Annotated in this window: 15 protein-coding genes; all 15 read right to left on the minus strand. The window is 68.2% G+C overall.

The window, feature by feature from the left end:
• Positions 1-17: 17 nt before the first annotated feature.
• Positions 18-938 (minus strand): RluA family pseudouridine synthase, encoded by a 921-nt coding sequence (locus E3T28_RS13660; RefSeq protein WP_134432294.1) that lies wholly within the window; start codon positions 936-938, stop codon positions 18-20.
• Between the two features lie 8 nt (positions 939-946).
• Positions 947-1,504: a signal peptidase II gene (gene lspA / locus E3T28_RS13665; protein WP_241979346.1), complete on the minus strand. Its 558-nt coding sequence runs from the start codon at positions 1,502-1,504 to the stop codon at positions 947-949.
• Positions 1,494-2,114 carry a DivIVA domain-containing protein gene (locus E3T28_RS13670; protein ID WP_134432298.1) on the minus strand — a complete coding sequence of 207 codons (621 nt, stop codon included), beginning with the start codon at positions 2,112-2,114 and terminating at the stop codon, positions 1,494-1,496. Before E3T28_RS13670 ends, lspA begins: the two co-directional genes overlap by 11 nt.
• A 144-nt stretch (positions 2,115-2,258) precedes the next feature.
• The gene (locus tag E3T28_RS13675) at positions 2,259-2,558 is read right to left on the minus strand and encodes a YggT family protein (RefSeq protein WP_241979347.1); all 300 of its coding nucleotides are present in this window, start codon (positions 2,556-2,558) and stop codon (positions 2,259-2,261) included.
• An 8-nt stretch (positions 2,559-2,566) separates the two neighbouring features.
• Positions 2,567-3,130, minus strand: coding sequence for a cell division protein SepF (locus E3T28_RS13680; RefSeq protein ID WP_134432300.1), 564 nt, complete (start codon positions 3,128-3,130; stop codon positions 2,567-2,569).
• Positions 3,131-3,165: 35 nt separating this feature from the next.
• On the minus strand, positions 3,166-3,861 hold the full coding sequence (locus E3T28_RS13685) for a YggS family pyridoxal phosphate-dependent enzyme (protein WP_134432301.1): 696 nt from the start codon (positions 3,859-3,861) through the stop codon (positions 3,166-3,168).
• A gap of 34 nt (positions 3,862-3,895) precedes the next feature.
• On the minus strand, positions 3,896-5,092 hold the full coding sequence (gene ftsZ, locus E3T28_RS13690) for a cell division protein FtsZ (protein WP_134432303.1): 1,197 nt from the start codon (positions 5,090-5,092) through the stop codon (positions 3,896-3,898).
• A 140-nt stretch (positions 5,093-5,232) separates the two neighbouring features.
• Positions 5,233-6,372 carry a cell division protein FtsQ/DivIB gene (locus E3T28_RS13695; RefSeq protein WP_134432305.1) on the minus strand — a complete coding sequence of 380 codons (1,140 nt, stop codon included), beginning with the start codon at positions 6,370-6,372 and terminating at the stop codon, positions 5,233-5,235.
• A gap of 13 nt (positions 6,373-6,385) precedes the next feature.
• Positions 6,386-7,783 (minus strand): UDP-N-acetylmuramate--L-alanine ligase, encoded by a 1,398-nt coding sequence (gene murC / locus E3T28_RS13700; RefSeq protein WP_134432307.1) that lies wholly within the window; start codon positions 7,781-7,783, stop codon positions 6,386-6,388.
• Positions 7,784-7,861: 78 nt separating this feature from the next.
• The gene (locus tag E3T28_RS13705; RefSeq protein WP_134432309.1) at positions 7,862-8,932 is read right to left on the minus strand and encodes a UDP-N-acetylglucosamine--N-acetylmuramyl-(pentapeptide) pyrophosphoryl-undecaprenol N-acetylglucosamine transferase; all 1,071 of its coding nucleotides are present in this window, start codon (positions 8,930-8,932) and stop codon (positions 7,862-7,864) included.
• Positions 8,929-10,221, minus strand: coding sequence for a putative lipid II flippase FtsW (gene ftsW, locus E3T28_RS13710; protein ID WP_134432311.1), 1,293 nt, complete (start codon positions 10,219-10,221; stop codon positions 8,929-8,931). Before ftsW ends, E3T28_RS13705 begins: the two co-directional genes overlap by 4 nt.
• A complete protein-coding gene (murD, locus tag E3T28_RS13715; protein WP_241979348.1) occupies positions 10,190-11,746 on the minus strand; it encodes a UDP-N-acetylmuramoyl-L-alanine--D-glutamate ligase in 1,557 nt (518 codons plus the stop codon). The genes ftsW and murD overlap by 32 nt, the downstream gene beginning before the upstream one ends.
• Entirely contained in the window at positions 11,743-12,837 is a 1,095-nt protein-coding gene (mraY, locus tag E3T28_RS13720; RefSeq protein ID WP_134432315.1) for a phospho-N-acetylmuramoyl-pentapeptide-transferase, read from the minus strand. Before mraY ends, murD begins: the two co-directional genes overlap by 4 nt.
• Positions 12,834-14,246: a UDP-N-acetylmuramoyl-tripeptide--D-alanyl-D-alanine ligase gene (locus E3T28_RS13725; RefSeq protein WP_134432317.1), complete on the minus strand. Its 1,413-nt coding sequence runs from the start codon at positions 14,244-14,246 to the stop codon at positions 12,834-12,836. The genes mraY and E3T28_RS13725 overlap by 4 nt, the downstream gene beginning before the upstream one ends.
• Positions 14,247-15,791 (minus strand): Mur ligase family protein, encoded by a 1,545-nt coding sequence (locus E3T28_RS13730; RefSeq protein ID WP_134432319.1) that lies wholly within the window; start codon positions 15,789-15,791, stop codon positions 14,247-14,249.
• Between the last annotated feature and the right edge of the window lie 10 nt (positions 15,792-15,801).

The raw sequence follows: 15,801 nt of genomic DNA on the forward strand, positions 1-15,801 counted from the left end.
GTATTGGTCGCTACAGGTCAGACGTCGCGGAGCACGCCGAGGGCGTGCGCGAGGTCGGCCGGGTAGTCGGTGGTGAAGGTGACCCACTCCCGGGTGTCCGGGTGGTGGAACGCCAGTTGCTTCGCGTGCAGCCACTGCCGGGTCAGGCCGAGTCGCGCCGTGATCGAGGGATCGGCGCCGTACATGGCGTCACCGACACACGGATGCCGCTGGGCGGCCATGTGCACCCGGATCTGGTGGGTGCGCCCCGTTTCCAGGTGCACCTCCACCAGCGACGCCGAGGGGAAGGCCTCGAGCGTCTCGTAGTGGGTGACGGAATCCTTGCCGCCCGCGATGACCGCGAACTTCCAGTCCGACCGCGGGTGGCGCCCGATCGGCGCGTCGATGGTGCCGGTGCTGGGGTCGGGGTGGCCCTGCACGACGGAATGGTAGATCTTCTCGACCTCACGGTCGTGGAAGGCCCGTTTGAGAGCCGTGTACGCGGTCTCCGACTTCGCGACGACCATCAGTCCACTGGTGCCCACGTCGAGGCGGTGCACGATCCCGGCCCGCTCGCTGGCCCCGGAGGTCGCGATGCGATAGCCGGCCGCGGAGAGCGCCCCGACCACGGTGGGACCGGTCCAGCCCACACTCGGATGCGCGGCGACCCCGGACGGCTTGTTGATGACCACGATGCTCTCGTCGTCGTGCACGATCGTGAGATCCGGCACCGGGATGGGCACAATCGCCAGGGCCTCCTTGGGCTGCCAGGACACCTCCAGCCACGCTCCATTGTGCAGACGGTCGGACTTGCCGGCCACGACCCCGTCCAGCGTGACCCCGCCGGCCTCGCACACCTCCGCCGCGAAACTGCGGGAGAAGCCGAGGAGCTTGGCGATGCCGGCGTCGACGCGGACTCCGGCGAGTCCGTCCGGAAGGGGAAGGGAGCGTGTTTCCATGGCGAGAATCAGGGTGCTATCTGGGTGGGAGTGGACTCGGACGAGTCCGAGCCGTCGGTGCGGCGTCCGTCGAGGCCGATGCCGCGAATGGTCAGGTACATGAAGATGATCATGCTCGACACGATCGCCATGTCGGCCACGTTGTAGATGGCGGGGATCAGCCAAGGCGTGGAGATGAAGTCGATCACGTGCCCGAGGCCGAAGGACGGCTCCCGCAGCAACCGGTCGGTCAGATTGCCGAGCACGCCGCCGAGCAGGAGTCCGAAGACGACGGACCAGGCCAGTGAACGGATGCGCCCGGCGAACCAGACGATGAGCACCACCACGGCCACAGCGATGATGGAGAAGATCCAGGTCATCCCGGCCGCCATGGAAAAGGCAGCGCCCGGGTTCCGGACGAAGTGCATTTGCAGCACGTCTCCCAGAACCCGGACGATGTCACCCTCGGTCAGCCTGCTGACGACGAGGTACTTGCTGATCTGATCCAGTGCGAAGATCCCCAGGGCCACGACGGCCAGGAGGATCAACGCACCGGGGCGCTTCTTCGTTCGAACCTTAGGCGCCAAAGCTCTGGAAGCTGGACTTCGAGGCATTTCCCGACTCGACCGGCGACGTGGCGTCGAGGTCGTGCAGCTGGGTCTCAATGTAGCTCTTCAGCTTCTGGCGGTACTCGCGCTCGAAGGTGCGCAGGTCATCGATCTTGGTCTCGAGGACGGAACGCTCCTGATCGAGAATGGTGAGCTGAGCGCGCTGCTTGGCCTCGGCCTCGGCAACAAGGCGAGCGGCGGTGGCGTGGCCTTCGGCGATGAGTGCATCGCGCTTCTCGGCACCCTCCTTGACGTGCTCCTCGTGCAGGCGGCGTGCCAGCTGCAGAAGGTTGGTCGTGCCGGCGGTCTCATCGATGGGCTCGGCCACGACCGGTGCAGCCACAGCGACGGGAGCCGCGACGGGCTCCGCGACAACCTCGGGCGCCGGTGCGACCTCGACTGCGGCGGCAGGCTCGGCTGGCACGCCGGAGCCGGCGCGGGCCTTGAGCTCTTCGTTCTCTGCGGTAAGTCGGCGAAGTTCAACGACGACCTCGTCGAGGAAGTCATCGACCTCGTCCTGATCGTATCCTTCGCGAAACTTCGTCGACTGGAACCGCTTGTTGACTACATCTTCCGGAGTTAGCGCCATGGCTTTCCACCCTTAAAACTAGAGTTGCGAACATTCTGTTTGCGTTCAACCAACGCTACCAAGGTCCGAGGTGTAGTCGGACCGCGTCAGCCCAGCACGCCGTCGCACAAGAATACATGCCAAGTCCGAGGCGGGAGGTATCGGTCAGCGCATGAGCCCAGTGATCGACATGGCGACGATGACACAGAGCATGGTGATGCTCCAGCCGAAGTCGAACGCGATCGGACCGATCCGCAGCGGCGGCAGGAGCCGCCGAAAGAACTTGATCGGCGGGTCCGTCAGGGAGTAGGCCAGCTCAATCACGACCAGCAGGAAGCCCTGCGGTCGCCAGGACCGGTTGACGCTGCGCACGAGGTCGATGATGAACCGACCCCACATCACGAAGAAGTAGAGCAGGAGGACGAAGTACGCGATACTCCCGATGATTCCGACGATGCTGACCACGGCGGTTACTACGACTGCGCGAAGAAGGACGCCTCGGCTTCGGAGTCCTCCGCGGCATTGTCGCCTGACACGACAACGTGGGACGGGGAGAGCAGGAAGACCTTGGCCGTGACGCGCTCGATCTTGCCGTACAGGCCCTGGGACAGGCCGCTGGCGAAGTCGATCAGTCGGCGCGCATCGGCGTCACTCATCTGGGACAGGTTGATGATGACCGGGATTCCGTCGCGGAAGGATTCGGCGATCACCTGGGCGTCCTTGTACTGGCGCGGGTGGACGGTGAGGATTTCATTCATGTCTGAGGCAGCCACATTCTTGGGAGCGGAGGTCTTGCGCAGCGGGGTCACCGGTGCGCGACCGGCCGAAGCGGATGCGCCGGCGGAGTGCGACGACGCGTTCGACGCGGCGTGAGAGGAGTTCGGGGCGGAGTGGGGAGCAGCGGCCTTCGATGCCGCAGCAGTCGACGCCGTCGAGTGAGGGGCCGTCGACGCAGGCGCAGCAGCGGGCGCCTCGTACTCGAGTTCCTCGTCTGCCAGACCCAGGTAAACCATGGTCTTCTTGAGCGGGTTGGACATCTCGACCTCCGTGTTGGTGATTCTTCTTATCCAGATTAACCGGATACCGGGCGATTCCCGGTGATTGCTGTGCCAATTCGAAGGTGTGTCGCCCCTTCGCTGATCGCCTCCGCGTAGTCCGCGGACATGCCCATCGACAGGTATCTGGCGTGCGGTGCGAGCTGCTGAACCGTCTCGCCCAATTCGCGCACCCGGGCGAAGGCTCGCCGGGGTTCGGCACCGATCGGAGCCACCGCCATCAGCCCGAGCAGCCGCACCCCGGCCGTGTCGAGCACATGCTCGACAAGCCCGTGCAGCTCCCCCGGAGCGACACCGCCGCGAGCAGGGTCATCCGTCAGGTTCACCTGCACGAAGCAGTCGACCACGGATTCGTCCGAGCCCAGCGCATCCACCAGCGAGGTGCGATCGACGGAGTGGATGACGTCGGCGTAGGCCCGCACCTGCCGTGCCTTCTTGCCCTGAACCTGACCCACGAAATGCCAGGTCAGACCCGGGTCCTGCAGGGCGGCAGCCTTACCCTGCGCCTCCTGGTGACGGCTCTCCCCGAAGTCCCGCACGCCGAGGGCGGCGAGCTCCTCGAGCAGCGAGACGGGTTGGAACTTGGTCACGACGATCGTCGTGACCTCCTCCGGGTCGCGCCCTGCGGCGGCGACCGCGGCGGTGATCCCCCTCTGAACGGCGGCCAACCGATCCGCGAGGCCGCCGGGCCGGGGCCTGCCCGAATCACTCATCTCGCCACCCCGGGGACTGTCGGTGCGAACGGCACTACTTGAGGAAGTCCGGGATATCCAGGTCGTCCGGGTCTTCCTCGAAGGCCGGATCGGCCACGGCCGCACCGGGCTCGACGCCGGACCAGACCGACGATGCCGCGGAATCCGAGTAGGGAGCCGAATCGTTCGCGCCGGTCGCCGCAGCGCCCGCCGTGCTCGCACCGGTACCGACACCGGCACCGGCGGCGACACCGGCGGCGACCAGGTCGGCGCGGCGAACCTCGACCGCCTTGGCGCCGGGCTCTCCGCCATCGAATCCGGCGGCGATGACGGTGACCCGCACCTCGTCGCCCAGGGTGTCGTCGATGACGGCGCCGAAGATGATGTTGGCTTCCGGGTGCACGGCTTCCTGCACGAGGCGCGCGGCGTCGTTGATCTCGAAGATTCCGAGGTTGGAGCCACCCTGGATGGACAGGAGCACGCCGTGGGCGCCGTCGATCGATGCCTCGAGCAGCGGAGACGCCACGGCCAGTTCGGCTGCCTTGATGGCGCGGTCGGCGCCGCGGGACGAGCCGATGCCCATCAGCGCGGAGCCGGCACCCTGCATGACCGACTTGACGTCGGCGAAGTCGAGGTTGATCAGGCCAGGGGTGGTGATCAGGTCGGTGATGCCCTGCACGCCGGCGAGGAGCACCTGGTCTGCCGTGGCGAAGGCCTCGAGCATGCTGATCCCACGGTCGCTGATTTCGAGCAGGCGGTCGTTCGGCACGACGATGAGGGTGTCGACCTCGTTCTTCAGGGACGCGACACCGGCCTCGGCCTGAGCTTGACGGCGCTTGCCCTCGAAACCGAAGGGTTTGGTGACGACACCGATGGTGAGCGCGCCGATGGACTTGGCGATGCGGGCGACGACCGGTGCACCGCCGGTGCCCGTTCCACCACCCTCGCCGGCCGTGACGAAGACCATGTCCGCGCCGGCCAGGGCCTCTTCGATTTCTTCGGCATGGTCCTCGGCGGCGCGGCGGCCGACCTCAGGGTCGGCGCCGGCGCCGAGACCGCGGGTGAGATCGCGGCCCACGTCGAGTTTGACGTCGGCGTCGCTCATCAGGAGCGCCTGGGCATCCGTGTTGATGGCGATGAACTCGACTCCGCGGAGGCCGAGCTCGATCATGCGGTTGACGGCGTTGACACCGCCGCCACCGATTCCAACAACCTTGATGACTGCGAGGTAATTCTGATTTGTTGTTGACACGTCCGGCCTCCGGTGGAACCCTAAACCTCTTGTCGAAGTTTAAAGTTATGCTGAGTATGCAATTCCTGTTAGAAAGTTATGCGCCAGCCGATCAGGGTCGGGGAGGCGCGCCCGCGTGTCGCGAAGATCCAACCAATATCTCAGCGAAGCACAGCGCTGTCCGGCGACGACACGTCGTATTCGCCGACGGTGCCGACCGGATGGCTCACGATCAGGGCCGCGAGCACGACCGCCTTGAAATCCGACTTCTCCGCGCTCCCCCACACCACGCGCGTGCCGCCCGCGAGCGTGAGGGTGACATCGTCGGTGGTGGCGGCGGTCACGGTGTCGAGGGTGGCACGGATGTCGGCCGGGAGGGCCGCGATGACGGCGGCTGCCGCCCGGAACCCGGCGCTGCCGACCCCGGCGCGCGCGTCGATGGTGGCGTACCCGGCGGGTCGCTCCACGCTGCTCTGGATGACCACGCCGGCCGCGTCGACCAGGTCGAATCCGGACTCGGTCACGAGTGTGCCGACGGGCTCCCGCTCCACGATGCGCACGACGAGGGTGTTCGGTGGACGGCTTTCGGTGACATAGCTCTGGATCAGGGTGAAGGCCGACAGCTCCTGTTTCACCTCGGCGAAGTCCACGAGCGGCAGCGGCGTACCCAGCTGGCCGTCGAGGGCGGACTGGATCTGCTCGGCCGGCACGCGGTTCGCCCCGACGACCTCGATGGTGCGGAGCGCCATCAGAGGCGAGAAGGTGCCGACGAGAACGAAGGCGACGAGGGCGCCCAGGATGCCGAGCGCGGTCAACCAGATGTTCCGCCGCCGACGGGACCGCCAGGTGAAGCGACGCACCTCCTCGCGCTCGTAGAGCTTGCGGGCACGTCGGGCAGCCCGGAGCTTGCGCCTGGCGCCGGCCGGAGTCAGCGGAGTGTCGTGGGGTTCCCGGGGCGCCGGAGCGGACGATGGGGAGGCAGACGGTGCGGACCCGGTCGCCGCCCGTAGCCGGGACACTGTCGCGATCGGGTCGGCGGCCGGAAGCGTGATCGGCTCCGTGCTCGTGTGATCGCCGTGACCGGTGGATCTGGAACGGCCTGCCCTTGCCGCCGTCTGCTTCGCTGCCGTGCTCTGGGTGCCGGCGCTGCTGTCAGCGGTGGTCTTCGGCGCGGCGCCCTTCCCCGCGGTGCTCTTCGTCAGGGTGCCCTTCGTCAGGGTGCTCTTCGTCAGGGTGCCCTTCGTACCGGCGGCCCGCTCGTCGGCTGCCGCCGGGCGGTCGTAGCCCTCGGGCCTCTTCATGCTCGGTTGCGGGTCATCCGCGCGCCTGCGTGAGCGAGGCGAGCAGTTGGGGAACGATCCGGTAGACGTCGCCGCAGCCGAGGGTGACGACAAAGTCGCCGTCCTTTGCGATCGAGGCGACGTAGTCGGCTGCCTCCTGCCAGTCCGGCACGTAGACGACCTTGGCGGCATCTGTGAACTTGTCGGAGACGAGGGCCCCGGTCACGCCGGGCTCGGGGTCCTCTCGGGCGCCGTAAACGGCGAGGACGACGGTCTGGTCCGCCTTCTCCTCCAGGGTTTGGGCGAATTCCTGGGCGAACAGCCGGGTGCGGCTGTACAGGTGCGGCTGGTGCACGGCGATGATCCGGCCGGTGCCGACCACGGTACGGGCGGCGGACAGCGCGGCGGCGACCTCGGTGGGGTGGTGGGCGTAGTCGTCGTAGACGCTGACACCGCCCACGGTGCCGTGCAGTTCGAACCGGCGCTCGGTGCCGCCGAACTCCGAGATGGCGGCCAGGGATGCCTCCGGGTCGAAGCCGAGCCCGACGAGCACCGCGAAGGCGCCGGCCGCGTTGATCGCGTTGTGCCGGCCCGGGATCCGGAGGGCGGCGACGTAGTCGTGCCCGGCCCAGGCCACGGAGAAGCGAACCGGTCCGTCGGTGACGACCGAGTGCACGCGCACGTCGGCCGCGGCATCCTCGCCGAAGGTGATGACCCGCTTGCCGGTGAGCTTGCCGGTCACGCTGACCGCGCCGGGATCGTCGGAGGAGATGACCACGAACTCGCCCGCATTCTGGGCGAACTCGACGAACGCGGCCTCGAACGCCTCCAGCGACCCGTAGTGGTCGAGGTGGTCGGGGTCGACGTTGGTGACCAGGGCGACCGCCGTGTTGTAGAGCAGGAACGAGCCGTCCGATTCGTCGGCCTCGACGACGAAGAGGTCGTCGGTTCCCGCGGCCGCCGACACGCCGAGCGATTCGATCACGCCGCCGTTGACGAAGCTGGGATGCGTGCCGAGGCCGAGGAGGCCGGTCACGATCATGCCGGTCGAGGTGGTCTTGCCGTGGGCACCCGCGACGGCGACGAGGCGGTGCTTCTCGATCAGCCAGGCGAGGGCCTGGGAGCGGTGCAGCACGGGGAGGCCGCGCTCGTTCGCCAGCACGTATTCCGGGTTGTCCTGCCAGAGCGCGCCCGTGACGACGAGGCTGTCGGCGTCACCGACGTTCTCGGCGGCGTGGCCGATCGAGATGCGGGCTCCCAGCGCGCGCAGGGCGAGCACATTGTCGGACTCGCGCACGTCCGAGCCGGTGACGGTGTGCCCGGCGGCGAGGAACAACCGTGCGATCCCGCTCATCCCGGAGCCGCCGATGCCCACGAAATGCACCGTGCCGAGGTCACGGGGAATGGTGAGGTTCAGGTCGGGCTTGATCACGGTTGCTGGCTCTTCTCAGTTGGAGACGAATGCTGGGGTGCTGGTGTTCCGGTGCTGGAACAACGTTAGCCGGTGTGGCTACGCGAGGGCCGCGTGGATGAAGTCGGTCATGCGCGCCGAGCCGTCGAGTCCCCCGGCGGATGCCGCCGCGACGCCCATCCGGCGCACGCGCTCGCGGTCGGCGAGCACCGGAACGAGCTCGTGCTGCACCCAGGCCGGCAGGAAGTCCGCGTCATCGACGAGGATCCCGCCCCCGGCGCGCACCACGTCGGCCGCATTGAAGCGCTGCTCCCCGTTGCCGACGGGGTACGGCACGTAGACGGCAGGGATGCCGAGGGCGCTCAGTTCGCACACGGTTCCGGCGCCGGCCCGGGACACCGCGAAGTCCGCGGCGGACAGCGCCAGGTCCATCCGGTCGCAGTAGGAGATCAGGCGGTAGTGGTCCAGCCCCGGGTCGGTCACGTCAGACTTCTCACCGGTGATGTGCAGCACCTGCCAGCCGGCCGCGATCAGGCCGGCGGCAGCGGACACGATGGTGTTGTTCAGGCGCCGCGCGCCCAGCGATCCGCCGGTCACCAGCAGGGTGGGGCGGTCGGCGTCGAGGCCGAAGAAGGTCAGGGCCTCCGGGCGCGCCTTTTCCCGGTCGAGTCCGGCGATCTCGGGGCGCAGCGGCATCCCGACGACGTGCGGGTGGCGGATCCGTGTGCCGGGGAAGGCCACCCCGACGTGGCGGGTGAACCAGGCCCCGAGCCGGTTGGCCAACCCGGCCCGAAAATTGGCCTCGTGGATGACGATGGGCACGCCGGCCCGGCGCGCCGCGAAGTAGGCCGGGGTCGAGACGTAGCCGCCGAACCCGACGACGACGTCGACGTGACGGGACCGGATCAGAAGCGCCAGGTCGCCCACGGCCCGGTTCAACCGCGGCAGGAACGACAGTGCCTGCCGGTTCGCACGGCGTGGGAACGGCAGGCGGGGAACGAAGACCAGCTCGTAGCCGCGATCCGGCACCAGGCGGGCCTCGAGACCCTCCCGGGTTCCGAGAACGATGACCGTCGCATCCGGTTCCCGGCTGGTGATGGTGTCGGCGACGGCGAGGAGCGGGTTCACATGGCCGGCGGTTCCGCCGCCGGCGAGCAGATAGGTGGTCACTGTGGGACTCCTGACGTGTCGGCGCGCCGCGGTTGGTCCGCATGGTCGCCCCGGGTGAATGAGAGCACGATGCCGATCGCGCCGAGGGTCGTGAGCAGGGCGGTACCGCCCGCGGACACCAGCGGGAGGGGGACGCCCAGCACCGGGAATACGCCCAGGACCACGCCGATGTTGACGAAAGCCTGACCGATCAGCCAGACCAGCACGGCGGCCGTCGACACACGGGCTTGAAGACTCGTGCTGGTGCGCATGATCCGCAGGAACGCGAAGGCCAGCAGGATGAACATGAACAGGACGACGACCGCCCCGATCAGTCCGAGTTCCTCGCCGACAATGGCGAAGATGTAGTCGTTGTCGGCCGCGGGCAGCCAAGACCACTTGGCCTTGGAATTGCCGAGCCCGACGCCGAAGACGCCGCCGTTGGCGAGGGCCCAGGTGCCGTGTAGCGGCTGCCAGCAGGGAGCCGAGATGGGACCGTCGACCTCCTCGCAGCCCGCTCCCATGAAGCTCAGGATGCGCGTCATCCGGTTCGAGCTCGTCAACGCCATCAGCGCGGCCAGCACGAGCCCGGCGGCGAGGGGAACCGCCAGGAGACGCAGTCGCACCCCGGCGAAGAACAGGGCTCCGAACAGGATCCCGGCCATGATCAGAACGGTTCCGAGGTCGCCGCCGATGAGCACGAGCATCACGGCGCCGCCGCCCACGCCGAAGACCGGGATGTACACGTGGCGCCAGTCGTCGAGCCGGTTCTCCTTCTGCGACAGGATCATCCCCAGCCAGACGACGAGGGAGAGTTTGATCCCCTCGGAGGGCTGGAACTGGATCCCGCCGATCGACAGCCAGTTGGTGTTGTCGGCCACCTCGACGCCGAGGGGGGTGAACACGACCAGGCACTGCAGGAGGCAGGCGACGATGAGCATCGGCCAGGCCACCCTCCGCCAGAACTTCAGCGGCAGGTGACTGATCATGAGCATCACGGGAACGCCGATCAGCGCGAAGCCGCCCTGGCGCAGCACGGTGCCGAAGAAGCCCGTGTTCTCCAGGTAGGAGTCGACCGAAGAGGACGACAGCACCATGACGAGACCGAACACGACGAGGAACAGGGTGGTGCCGAGGAGTAGGAAGTAGCTCGCGGACTCGGCCTTGAACACCCGGCCGAAGTGGATCCGGGCGGACGCGACCTGGGCCGCGGCATCGGCTCGGGTGGGACTGTGCTGGGCGGGCTGGACGGATGCGGAGGCGGTGGGCGCGACCTGCCTAGGCGCCGGGGGCCGGGGCGGAGTCTTCATCCTCCTCACCTCCCAGATGATCCCGTACGGCTTCTGCAAACAACCGGCCCCGCTGGGCGTAGTCGGTGAACTGGTCCATGGATGCTGCGGCCGGGGCCAACAGCACGACGTCACCGGTTTCGGCGAGCCCGGCTGCGAGCCGGACCGCGCCGGGCATCACCAGTCCAGTGTCGTCGGCGTCGATCTCGAACACCGGAAGCTCCGGCGCGTGTCGCGCGAATGCGTCCCGCAGCACGGAGCGGTCGACGCCGATGATCACGGCCCCGCGCAGGTGGCCGACGTGCCGCTCCACCAGCTGGTCGACGTCCACGCCCTTGAGTAGACCGCCGACCAGCCAGACGACGGTCTCGAACGCGGTGAGCGAGGCGTCCGCCGCGTGCGGGTTGGTGGCCTTCGAGTCGTCGATCCAGCGGATGCCGGCGGACTCGGCCACGATCTCGATGCGATGCGCGTCGAGGCGGAAACCCTCGAGGGCGTCGTGGATGACGCCGGGCTCGACTCCGAACGACCGGGCGAGGGCGCTGGCGGCGAGGATGTCGGCCAGCAGGTGAGGGGCGCTGAGACCACGTGCCCGGAGTTCCGGCGCGGTCGTGATCTCGATCGCGGTCTCGAACCGGTCCTCGTGGAACGCGCGATCGCAGAGGATGCCCTCGACAATGCCGAAGTCGCTGGGGCCGGGCACGCCGAGGCCGAAGCCGATCGCCCGGGAACCCTCCTGCACATCGGCTTCCTCGACCATGCGCATGGTCGCGGCATCCGCCTTGTTGTAGACGCAGGCCACCTTGGTGTTGGCGTAGACCGTGGCTTTCGCGTCGCGGTACGCCTCAGCCGAACCGTGCCAGTCGAGGTGGTCGTCGGCGATGTTGAGGCAGACGCTGGAAAACGGCACGAGGGCGCCGGGACCGGTGCGGGGCAGGTGGTGCAGCTGGTAGCTGGAGAGCTCGACCACGAGAACGTCCCAGCCCTGCGGGTCGCGCACGGCATCGAGCACGGGCACACCGATGTTGCCGCAGGGGGCGACGCGCAGGCCGGCGGCGGCGAGCATGGTGGCCGTCAGCTGCACGGTCGTGGTCTTGCCGTTGGTGCCGGTGATGAGGATCCACTCGGCCGCAGGGCCGACCTTGTCGCGCAGGCGCCAGGCCAGTTCGATGTCGCCCCAGACCGGAACCCCCGCCTGCGCTGCCCAAAGCAGCAGAGCGTGGTCGGGGTGGTAACCGGGCGAGGCGATCAGAACCTCCGGCCGGTGCCGGGTCAGTTCGTCCGGAACGACTCCCGGTGCGGCCTGCACCAGGCCGGCCCCGATCACGTCGAGCAGGCGGACGGTGGTGGCGGGGGCGTCCCCGGCCACGACAAGCACATTGGCGCCCAGTTCAACGAGGGTGTCGGCGGCCGCGAAGCCCGTGATGCCCAGACCGAGCACGGCCACGCGCAGGCCGGACCAGTCGGCGTGCCAGCTCGTCAGGGCGTCAAGGCGTGCGGCATCCGCTGCAGTGGGCTCGGCGTCGTCCGAGTGTCGACCGGTCACTTGGCGGTCAGCCATTCGAGGTAGAAGGTGCCGACGCCGGCGGACACGAGCAGCCCGCCGATGATCCAGAAGCGCACCACCACGGTGACCTCGGCCCAGCCCTTGAGCTCGAAGTGGTGGTGGATGGGGCTCATCAGGAAGATGCGCTTGCCGCGCGTCACCTTGAAGTAGGCCCGCTGCACGATGACGGATCCGGCCTCGATCACGAACAGGCCGCCGATCAGCACGAGCAGCAGTTCGGTGCGGCTGAGGATGGCCAGCGCCGCGAGGGCGCCGCCGATGGCCAGCGAACCGGTGTCGCCGAGGAAGATCTTCGCCGGGGAGGTGTTCCACCACAGGAAGCCGATCAGGCCGCCGACGATGGCCGCGGACACGATGGCCAGATCGAGCGGGTCGCGCACGTCGTAGGCCCGGTAGAGGTCCGCCACGTCGGCTCCGCCGAAACGGGCCTGGTTGGACTGCCAGAAGCCGATCACGATGAAGGCGCCGATCGAGAGGATCGAGGACCCGGTGGCGAGTCCGTCGAGGCCGTCGGTGACGTTGACGCCGTTGGAGGTGGCCGTCACGATCAGGCAGATCCAGAGCACGAAGAGGGAGATACCGATGATGCTGCCCAGCGCCATGAAGTCCAGCGGAAGGTCACGCAGGAAGGAGATCTGGGTGGACGCCGGAGTGACGCCGTTGGCGTTCGGGAATTGGATGGCCAGGACGGCGAACGTGCCGGCCACGAGGACCTGGCCGGTGATCTTCGCCCACCCGCCGAGCCCCAGACTGCGCTGGTTGCGGGTCTTCAGGAAGTCGTCGATGAAACCGACCAGGCCGAGCCCGACCATCATGAACAGGACCAGGAGCGGCGAAATCGGAATGTGCGTGCCGGTGATCCACATGGCCGAGAAATAGCTGACCACGGTTCCGACGATGAGGATGATGCCGCCCATGGTGGCGGTTCCGCGTTTGGCGTGGTGGCTCTGCGGCCCGTCGTCGCGGATGAACTGCCCCCAGCCCAGCTTGTGGAACAGCCGGATGAACAGCGGCGTCAGCGTCAGGGTGAAAACGAGGGAGAAGGCTCCCGCCATCAGGAGGGCTCTCACGAGAACCACTCTCCCAGACGGTCGCCTAGAAATCGCAGACCGGCGGAATTGGATGATTTCACGAGCACGGTGTCCCCCGGTTGCACGGTGGCGCAGAGCAGGTCGAAGGCCTCGTCGGAATTCTCGACGAACACCGACTCCCCGTCCCAGGATCCCTCGTTGATGGTGCTGATGTGCATGCGCCGGGCGCCGCGCCCGACGACGACGAGCTGGGAGATGTTGAGGCGCACAGCGAGCAGCCCGACGCGGTCGTGCTCTTCACCGGCCAGTTCTCCCAGTTCGCTCATCTCGCCGAGCACGGCGAAGGTGCGCTGGCCGGGAACCGTGATCTGGGCGAGGGTCTTGAGCGCCGCCGTCATGGAGTCCGGGCTGGCGTTGTAGGCGTCGTTGATGACGGTTACGCCGTCACGCCCGCCCATGACCTGCATGCGCCAGCGCTCGGCGGTCTGCACGGACTCGAGGGCGGAGACGATGTCGTCGATCGGGACCCCGAGGATCTCGGCGGCGGCGGCAGCGGCAAGGGCGTTCATCACGTGGTGCTCCCCGAGCACCTGGAAGGCCACCGGCCGGGACTGGCCCGACGCCAGGTGCAGCGTGAAGGTGGTTCCGGACCCGGAGGCGTGCACCGCGGTGGCGCGCACGCCCTCGTCGCCGTCCTGGCCGAACCAGACGACCTGAGCTGCGGTCGACGCGGCCATGCCGGCGACGCGCGGGTCGTCGGCGTTCAACACGGCGACATCCGTCGCGAGCAGGTCGGTGACCATCTCGGTCTTCGCGCGGACGGTCGCCTCGATGCCGCCGAATTCACCGGCGTGGGCCAGACCGACCTTGAGCACGATTCCGATGTCGGGACGGGCCATCCGGACCAGACGGGCGATTTCGCCGACGGCGCTCGCGCCCATCTCTGCTACCAGGAATCGGGTGTCGTGGGTCAGTTCGAGCATGGTCAGCGGCGCGCCGACCTCGTTGTTGAAGGAGGCGCGGGCCGCGACGGTCGGGCCGACGCGTTCGAGTACGGCCCGGAGCAGGTTCTTCGTCGTGGTCTTGCCGTTGGAACCGGTGACGGCGACGATCTTGAGGTTGCCGGCCTCCCGCACGCGGGCCACGACGTAGGTGGCGAGGGCGCCGAGGGCGAGCACCACGTCCGGCACGACGATCTGGGCCACGGGGAGGTCGAGCAGTCGTTCGACGATCAGCAGGGTGGCGCCGCGTTCGACGGCGACCGGCGCGTAGAGGTGACCGTCGGTCACCTCACCGGGCTTGGCCACGAAGACGGAGCCGGGAACGGTGTCGCGCGAGTCGGTGTGCACCATTCCGTCGGTGACGGAATCGATGTTCAAGGTGGTCCCGCTCAGCTGGAGCGTACCGTCGACAGCCAGGGCGATCTGGCCGAGGGTCAGGGCGATCATCTACAGCCACCCCGCATCGCGCAGCGCCTGGCGGGAGTCGTCCCGGGCGGAATAGGGAATCTTCACTCCGGCGACCTCATGGTAATTTTCATGGCCTGGTCCCGCATACAAGATCGCGTCGCCTTCTTTCGCTAGGGAGAGCGCCGTTCGGAACGCCGTCCGGGGGTCAGGCACCTCATGGAACTCGCCGCCGGGCACGGCCTCCCTGGCGGCGGTGAGCAGAGTGGCACGGATGGCAGCGGGGTCCTCGAAACGAGGGTGGAAGTCGGTCACGACGACGACATCCGCTCCGCGGGCCGCGATCGCTCCCATGTCGGCCCGTTTCGTGGTGTCGCGGTCGCCGTCGGCGCCGAAGACCATGATCAGGCGGCCGGGGGTGAATTTGCGAATGGCGGCGAGGGTGTTCAGGAACGCGTCCGGGCTGTGCCCGTAGTCGATGTAGACCAGCGGGCCCGTGTCACCGGAGATGCGCTCGGCGCGCCCGGGGATATAGACGTCGATTCCGCCGTCCCGGTCGAGGGAGTGGGCGATGGCCTCGAGGTCGTAGCCGGATTCGACCAGCATCAGGATGGCCAGGGCCGCATTGGCCGCCATGAACCAGCCCACCAGGGGAACCCGGGTCTGCAGGCGGCGTCCCTCCGGCCCCTCGAGCAAGAACTCTGTGTACAGCGCGCTCTCGGAGACGATGGACATGTGCCAGTCGGCGGCAACGTCGGGCTTGCTGCTCAGGGTCGTGACCGGGATGCGGCACTCGTCGACGATCCGGCGGCCCCAGTCGGAGTCGACCGTGATGACCCCGCGCTTGGACCGGTCGGGCTGGAACAGCTCGAGCTTGGCCTGGAAGTACTCGTCGAGGCCCGCGTAGTCGTCGAGGTGGTCGTGGCTCAGATTGGTGAAACCGGCGACGTCGAAGACGAGCCCGTCCACGCGGTGACGGGTCAGCGCCTGGGCCGACACCTCGATGGCGACGGCGCGCACCTCGGCCTCCCGCATACGCGAGAGGAGGGCGTGCAGCTCGGTGGCCTCCGGCGTCGTCAGCGAGCTCACCACGGCGAGGTCGCCGATGCGGCGCTCGGCTGTCGAAGTGAGGCCGGACACGACGCCCAGCTGGTTGAGGAGGGCGAAGAGGAGGTACACCACGCTGGTCTTGCCGTTGGTTCCCGTCACGCCGAAGAGCGTGGCCGGGTTCGCGTCGGTGCGGTAGATCCAGGCGGCGACGGCTCCGAGCGCCGCGCGCGCGTCCGGGGTCACGAGGACCGGGAGGCCGCTCTCGGCGGCCAGTAACGCGCCGGCCTCATCGGTCAGGATCGCGACCGCGCCGGAGTCACGGGCGCCGGCAGCGTAGGACGCGCCATGACTGGCCCGTCCGGGAACGCCGACATAGAGGTCTCCGGGCTGAACGGTTCGGGAGCTCAGGCTCACGCCGGTGACCTCGAGGCCATCGACGTCGCCATGCACATACAGTTCGAATTCATCGACCAGTCCCGACAACGATCTGGGGACCGGATGCTGAGGACGGAGAGCCGAGGGTGCCAATTCGGTCACGGGGCTCGCT

Source organism: Cryobacterium sinapicolor (assembly GCF_004403465.1).
Classification (GTDB): domain Bacteria; phylum Actinomycetota; class Actinomycetes; order Actinomycetales; family Microbacteriaceae; genus Cryobacterium; species Cryobacterium sinapicolor.

Excerpts from the sequence above, each read along its gene's own strand:
- E3T28_RS13660 (WP_134432294.1), bottom strand. The coding sequence starts at position 938 with ATGGAAACACGCTCCCTTCCCCTTCCGGACGGACTCGCCGGAGTCCGC.
- E3T28_RS13670 (WP_134432298.1), bottom strand. The coding sequence starts at position 2,114 with ATGGCGCTAACTCCGGAAGATGTAGTCAACAAGCGGTTCCAGTCGACG.
- E3T28_RS13680 (WP_134432300.1), bottom strand. The coding sequence starts at position 3,130 with ATGTCCAACCCGCTCAAGAAGACCATGGTTTACCTGGGTCTGGCAGAC.
- E3T28_RS13685 (WP_134432301.1), bottom strand. The coding sequence starts at position 3,861 with ATGAGTGATTCGGGCAGGCCCCGGCCCGGCGGCCTCGCGGATCGGTTG.
- E3T28_RS13695 (WP_134432305.1), bottom strand. The coding sequence starts at position 6,372 with ATGAAGAGGCCCGAGGGCTACGACCGCCCGGCGGCAGCCGACGAGCGG.
- ftsW (WP_134432311.1), bottom strand. The coding sequence starts at position 10,221 with ATGAAGACTCCGCCCCGGCCCCCGGCGCCTAGGCAGGTCGCGCCCACC.
- E3T28_RS13725 (WP_134432317.1), bottom strand. The coding sequence starts at position 14,246 with ATGATCGCCCTGACCCTCGGCCAGATCGCCCTGGCTGTCGACGGTACG.